The sequence below is a fragment of the Methylophilus sp. genome (genome assembly GCF_035460085.1).
Lineage (GTDB): Bacteria > Pseudomonadota > Gammaproteobacteria > Burkholderiales > Methylophilaceae > Methylophilus.
Genome location: NZ_DATHWZ010000102.1, coordinates 1 through 6748 on the forward strand (window position 1 = coordinate 1; position 6748 = coordinate 6748).

Here is a 6748-nt window from a genome sequence, read left to right on the forward strand (position 1 = left end):
TATTACTCACTGGCTGGCAGCGCATACAGCGCACTGACGGCAATACCACACCTGCCATCGGGCACCAGCTGGTATATAAACCGAATGACGAACTTACTATCAATAGCAGCTCATTTATCGGCAACGATAAATCGGATGCCCAACGTCAGATGCGCTACTTCCATGATTTTTACGTGCAATGGCAGATGGATGAGCATTGGGGATTCATTACCGCATTTGATATCGGCGCTGAGCAGGCCGCACCCGGCAGTGATCGCTATCATGTGTGGTATAGCCCAAACATAGTATTGCGCTACACATATTCAGACCGCCTGCAATTTTCCGCACGCTTGGAACACTACCACGACAAACATGGCGTGATTATCAACACTGGCACTGATGATGGTTTTCAAACCACCGGTTATTCAGTGAATATGGATTATCGCCTTAACCAGCGGATGGTATGGCGTAACGAATTGCGCAAACTGACGAGTCGCGATGCTATTTTCGATAAGGATGGCGTGCGTAGCATAGACAATAATATAATGGCGGCGACAGCGCTGACGCTGAGTTTTTAAATCACCCCCGGATTTAAGCTTAAGAATTGGATTTCTTTAGCGTAAAGTGTTTCCGCAAAAACCCTAGCGCAAGCTGATAACTGGCCACTGATGTTCATTGGCATAAGCAGTCAACGTCGGATCAGCATCAACCGCAACTGGATGAGTCACCAGCTTCATCAACGGCAAGTCATTGTGTGAGTCACTGTAAAAATAACTGGTTTCAAAGTCCGCCAGTGTTTGTCCTTTGACTGCCAGCCACTCATTCAAACGTGTCACCTTGCCCTGCTGGAAGCTGGGGGTGCCGCTCACGCCACCGGTAAATTCGCCATTCACCATTTCAGGATCAGTGCCAATCAGGTGTTCAATGCCATAAGCAGTGGCAATCGGTTTGGTCACAAAACTGTTCGTAGCAGTAATCACCATGCACAGGTCGCCATCCGCCTTGTGCTTGTTCACCAAGTCCTGCGCTTTTTGCGTCATCATCGGGCGGATCACGTTAACCATATATTTTTTGTGCAGCTCATCCAGGAACGCTTTCGGGTGCTGTGCCAATGGCTGCAACTGGAAAGCGAGAAAAGCAAAAATATCCAAGGTGCCATTCTTGTAATCAAGGTAGAACTGCTCGTTACGCGCTTTATGCGTTTTCTCATCGAGCAGGCCTTCCCCAATCAGGAAAATACTCCAGTTATAGTCACTGTCACCCGCCAGCAGGGTGTTGTCCAGGTCAAATAAGGCAAGGTTTTGCTTCATACAATAGCTTTCAATCCTATTAATTAAACGATTTGTTCTTCAGGCACGGCTTCGTTGGTCGTCGAGGTCAGCACCAGGAACACGCCGACCAGAATCACCGCCAGCGCGATATATTCCATGGTATGAATCTGCTCATCGGCAAACCAGATACCCACTACAAATGCGACTACCGGGTTCACAAAGGTATTACTGCTGGCCACCATTGGACGCACATTGTGTAATAGCCAGTGATAGGCTGAGAACGCGACTATAGAGCCTAGCACAATCATGAAAGCAATCGCCGCCCATGAGCGGGTGGAAACTTGCGCTGGCCATTGCTCACCAAAAGCAAAGCTGAATACGAAGGCAATCAGGCCACCACATAACATCTGGCTGGCCGCACCTATCAGGCCCTGCGGCATCGCCATATGCTTGCTCCAAACCGAGCCCAACGACCAGGAAGCCGCAGCAAACGTTAACAACAATGCACTTAACCAATCGCCATGCAAACTGCCACGGGTATTCAATAACAGAATTCCAACCAGGCCGATGGCGATGCCCAGCCATTCGCGGCGGCTGATTTTGTGCCCCCACAGGCTGGAAAAAATCGCCATCCAGATCGGGGCAGTGGCAATCGCCAGCGCCGCCACGCTGGACGACACATGCAGTTGCACAAATGAAACGGTGCCGTTGCCTAATACCGGCAGCAGCAACCCGACTAAAGCCGCGCCTCGCCATTGAGTGATGCTGGGTGCCGCATGTCCCATGCCACGCAGAATGGCATAAAGTAATGATCCGGCAACCGTAAACCGGACGCCGACCATGATGAATGGCGGGAAACTCTCAATCGCATATTTAATTGCGAGGTAGGTGGAACCCCATATTAAATAGGTACAGGTAAGTGCACTGATGATTAACAGCCACTTTTGCCTAGACGACATTCAAGATCCTGACAGTCACTTGCACGCTATCGCACTGACATATTAAGGTTGCCAAAAATGTTGGGAGATAAAAAAACAGGATATTGAGTGGCATCAAACGAAAAGATTGTCTATTGTTGTTTACGTTGGCGATTCATTATTTATTGAAAAACCTTACGGGGTTGATGTGTGATGGCAATGGATAACGGCTTTATTAAATAATCCAATGTGGCAATTCACCCTTCTTCATCAGACCAGCGCAGGGTTGAGCAGAAATGCTATGCGCCTGCGATACTTTCTGGCTAATGCAGAAGCCAGCACGTCCTGCAAGTAAGCATACAGGCCAGGTGAAAGGCTAACTGGTTTACAAGCAACCACCATGGCCCAGTACTCGGCCTGGATCCCCGCCTTTGCGGGAATGACAGATTTGAGAACAGTAGCAATATTTTCAATTGCTAGAATTTGCTTTACCGAATGCGTTTAAATTTAATCTACTTGCGGATTCAGTTTTTCTGCCTTGGCGTAAAGCTTGTTTAATGCGTTCAGGTAAGCCTTGGCTGAAGCCACAACGATATCAGTGTCTGCACCCTGTCCGTTGACCACCCGGCCACCTTTTGCCAGACGCACCGTCACTTCCCCTTGCGCATCCGTCCCGCTGGTAATATTGTTCACCGAATAAAGCAACAATTCAGTTTCACTATTGACCACATTCTCAATCGCTTTAAATGTCGCATCTACCGGACCGCCGCCAGTGGCTTCCGTGCGTTGTTCATGGCCATCACGATTCAACGTCAATACCGCATGCGGGATTTCACCGGTTTGCGAAGCCACTTGCAGATAAGTGAGTTTGAATAATTCAGCCGCATCTTGCATCACTTCATCACTCACCAGCGCATGCAAATCTTCATCAAAGATTTCCGACTTTTTATCGGCCAGCTCTTTGAAACGGGCAAATGCAGCGTTTAAGGCGTCGTCACTTTCCAGTTCAATCCCTAATTCTTTCAAGCGGGTACGGAAAGCGTTGCGGCCGGACAATTTGCCCAAGGTCAGTTTATTCGCGCCCCAGCCCACATCTTCAGCGCGCATGATTTCATAGGTTTCGCGGTGCTTTAGCACGCCATCCTGATGGATGCCAGACTCATGCGCAAAGGCGTTAGCACCAACAATCGCTTTGTTAGGCTGTACCGGGTAACCGGTAATGGTAGAAACCAGTTTTGACGATGGCACGATTTGTGTGGCATCAATCCGTGTGGTCAGGTTGAATATATCACTGCGTGTTTTAATCGCCATGACAATTTCTTCCAGGCTGGCGTTACCGGCACGCTCACCGAGCCCGTTAATCGTGCATTCGACCTGGCGTGCACCGTTCATCACAGCCGACAGGGAGTTCGCGACCGCCATGCCCAGATCATTATGGCAATGGGTAGACCAGATCACCTTATCAGCGCCTTTGACGCGCTTGATCAATTCGGCCATACGTTCACCCCACACCGAGGGAATACTGTAGCCCACCGTATCCGGCACATTGATGGTTTTGGCGCCGGCATCAATCACGGCTTCAAATACGCGCACTAGGAAATCAATCTCGGAACGCACAGCATCTTCGGCAGAAAATTCGACATCTTCGGTATATTCCAGCGCCCACTTTACTGCCTGCACTGCGCGCTCGACCACCTGGTCTTCAGTCATGCGCAGCTTGTTCACCATATGGATTTTGCTGGTGGCAATAAAGGTGTGGATACGACCTTTGGCCGCATGCCTGATCGCTTCACCGGCACGGCGGACATCATTTTCACTGGCGCGCGCCAGTGAACACACGGTGGAGGTTTTAATCACTTTGGCAATCTCGGAGATCGCATCAAAGTCTCCCGGGCTGGCGGCAGCGAATCCAGCTTCAATGACGTCTACACCCAGTTTTTCCAATTGGCGTGCAATGCGGATTTTTTCTTCTCTGGTCATCGCCGCACCAGGGCTTTGTTCCCCGTCACGCAGCGTGGTATCAAAAATTATAATTTGTTCCATGTAGGTTCCTAATCTGACAGGCGAATTTTACTCGCTTGTCCTGCTCTTGACCACCACGGCCACACAGGCCAGCAGCATCCATAAAAAACGCGCCAGTCGTGGCGCGTTGTGATGTCACTACTCAATTTAAGCTTTATTTTTGGCAGCCATCCTGTCGCGTATCCATAAGTAATATCCAGATAAGGTATACACAAACACCACGCTGAATAATACTTCCGGCGGACTATAGGAAATCAGCACGAATGCCAGCATCACTGCCAGGATAGCCACGAAAGGCACGGAATGTCGCAGGTTGATATCCTTGCCGCTGTAAAATTTCAGGTCAGAAACCATAGAACCGGCGGCAAATACGGTCAGGCACCAGGCGATCCATTTGACCTGTACGGCACCGAAGAAAATCTCGCGGCCATCAATATTGTATTCATAAGACACCCACACAAACCCCGCCAGCAAAGCCGCTGCCGCCGGGCTAGGCAAGCCCTGGAAATAGCGCTTATCCTGAAACGGGTCATCAATCTTGGTATTGAAACGCGCCAATCGCAGGGCCGCACAGGCACAGTAAATAAAGGCGGCAATCCAGCCCAGTTTATTCATTGGCTGCAACGCCCACACATACACAATCAGCGCGGGTGCTACGCCAAATGAGACCATATCCGCCAGGCTGTCATATTCAGCGCCAAAAGCACTCTGGGTGTTGGTCATGCGCGCCACACGGCCATCCAGGCCATCCAGCACCATGGCGATAAAAATCGCGATGGCAGACTGTTCAAAATGCTGATTCATCGCCTGCACAATGGCATAAAAACCGCCAAACAAAGAGGCAGAGGTGAATAAATTTGGGAGCAAATAAATACCACGCTGACGCAAACTGGTGTGTTCTTCACGTCGCGACAGTCGGGTTTGTGGTTCAGCCATAGGAGAATTCAAGAATGCAGATACGTGCATTGTTGCGGGCAATCACAAAAAATGCAAGCAAAGCAGGTCAATGCAAAAGCCCGGTATATGGACCGGGCGCAGCATCCTGCTGTGATAAAATGCGCGTTTATTTCAGTTACTTATCGCCACTCCATGCAGTTTTCCCTACACAACACTGATGGCCTCGCCAGACGCGGCACCGTTCACCTACCTCATGGTGAAGTACAAACCCCGGCGTTTATGCCGGTTGGTACTTACGGCACCGTCAAAGCCATGTCGCCTCTAGAATTGAATGAGATTCAGGCGCACATTGTCCTCGGCAATACTTTTCATTTATGGCTGCGCCCCGGTATGGAGGTGGTGGCTGCACACGATGGCCTGCATAAATTCATGGGCTGGGATAAACCGATACTGACAGACTCCGGCGGCTTCCAGGTCTGGAGCCTGGGTGATTTGCGTAAAATCAGTGAGGCTGGGGTTAAATTCAAATCCCCGATCAACGGCGACAGTTGCTTCCTGACACCGGAAGAATCCATGCGTATCCAGCGTGTACTCAACAGTGACATCGTCATGATTTTTGACGAATGCACGCCTTATCCTGCCAGCCATCATGAAGCCCGTCAATCAATGGAACTCAGCCTGCGCTGGGCACAACGCAGCCGCGATGCTTTTGATGTATACCAAACTCACACCATCCCGCAAGCCATGGCCTTGCAAGGTGGTGAGGATGAAGTGAAGCAACTGGCAGAAGCAGCTCAGCATACAACTGAAGTCGATAGCATTGAAAGCCATCAGAAAAACGCCTTGTTTGGCATTATCCAGGGCGGCATGTTTGAAGATTTGCGCGATGTCTCTCGCCAGGGCCTGGAAAAAATTGGTTTTGATGGCTATGCAATTGGCGGCCTGTCTGTCGGCGAACCTAAAGAAGACATGCTACGCATTCTGGCGCATACCGCCCCGCAAATGCCAAAAGACAAACCTCGTTATTTGATGGGCGTCGGCACACCGGAAGACCTGGTGGATGCTGTAAGTTATGGCATCGACATGTTTGACTGCGTGATGCCAACACGGAATGCGCGTAACGGATGGCTGTTCACGCAATATGGCGATGTGAAAATCAAGAATGCCACGTATAAAACCGATACGCGGCCTTTGGATGAAGAGTGCGAATGTTATACCTGCCGCAATTTTAGCCGCAGCTATTTGCATCATTTGTATCGGATTGGCGAGATTCTAGGTGCGCGTTTAAACACGATTCATAACTTGCATTATTATCAGTTTTTAATGCGGGGGATGCGGGCGGCGATTGAAGAAAACAGGTTTGAAGCTTTTAAAACGGAGTTCGCAAGAAAGCGAGCTGAAAAGCGCTGACTATAAAATGCACACTCCTTCAATGAAAACCTTTTAGTGCCTTAAAGCAAGCTCTTCGACTGTGGCTTCCCTTTTCGCCTCTAGGCGAGTTACTTTTTTTTGCCTGCACAAAGAACTAAGTAACCAAAAGAAATGCACCCTAGCTTCCGCTTGATTCCTGCGTTGCTCATCAACGTGGGCGTCCAACGAAACTCGCCCTGACAAGCCACACAGTTCGTGGCTTGTTGCGGAACTCGAACAGACGCTGGCCGA

At 49.9% G+C, this 6748-nt stretch carries 6 protein-coding genes; 2 read left to right on the forward strand and 4 right to left on the reverse strand.

Annotated features, from left to right (window positions below):
* Window positions 1-557: outer membrane beta-barrel protein (locus VK958_RS13450; RefSeq protein ID WP_325242190.1), on the forward strand; the 557-nt coding region annotated here is incomplete at its 5' end.
* Window positions 558-620: 63 nt separating this feature from the next.
* Here VK958_RS13450 and VK958_RS13455 read toward each other — a convergent pair.
* The 4 genes from VK958_RS13455 to pssA form a co-directional block, all read right to left on the reverse strand.
* The gene (locus VK958_RS13455) at window positions 621-1289 is read right to left on the reverse strand and encodes a histidinol-phosphatase (protein ID WP_325242191.1); all 669 of its coding nucleotides are present in this window, start codon (window positions 1287-1289) and stop codon (window positions 621-623) included.
* Between the two features lie 23 nt (window positions 1290-1312).
* A complete protein-coding gene (gene yedA / locus VK958_RS13460) occupies window positions 1313-2209 on the reverse strand; it encodes a drug/metabolite exporter YedA (RefSeq protein ID WP_325242193.1) in 897 nt (298 codons plus the stop codon).
* 465 nt (window positions 2210-2674) lie between these two features.
* The gene (locus VK958_RS13465) at window positions 2675-4210 is read right to left on the reverse strand and encodes a 2-isopropylmalate synthase (RefSeq protein WP_325242195.1); all 1536 of its coding nucleotides are present in this window, start codon (window positions 4208-4210) and stop codon (window positions 2675-2677) included.
* 126 nt (window positions 4211-4336) lie between these two features.
* A complete protein-coding gene (pssA, locus tag VK958_RS13470) occupies window positions 4337-5125 on the reverse strand; it encodes a CDP-diacylglycerol--serine O-phosphatidyltransferase (protein WP_325242197.1) in 789 nt (262 codons plus the stop codon).
* Window positions 5126-5278: 153 nt separating this feature from the next.
* Here pssA and tgt point away from each other — a divergent pair, with 153 nt between their 5' ends.
* A complete protein-coding gene (gene tgt / locus VK958_RS13475; RefSeq protein ID WP_325242198.1) occupies window positions 5279-6496 on the forward strand; it encodes a tRNA guanosine(34) transglycosylase Tgt in 1218 nt (405 codons plus the stop codon).
* The last annotated feature ends 252 nt before the right edge of the window (window positions 6497-6748 follow it).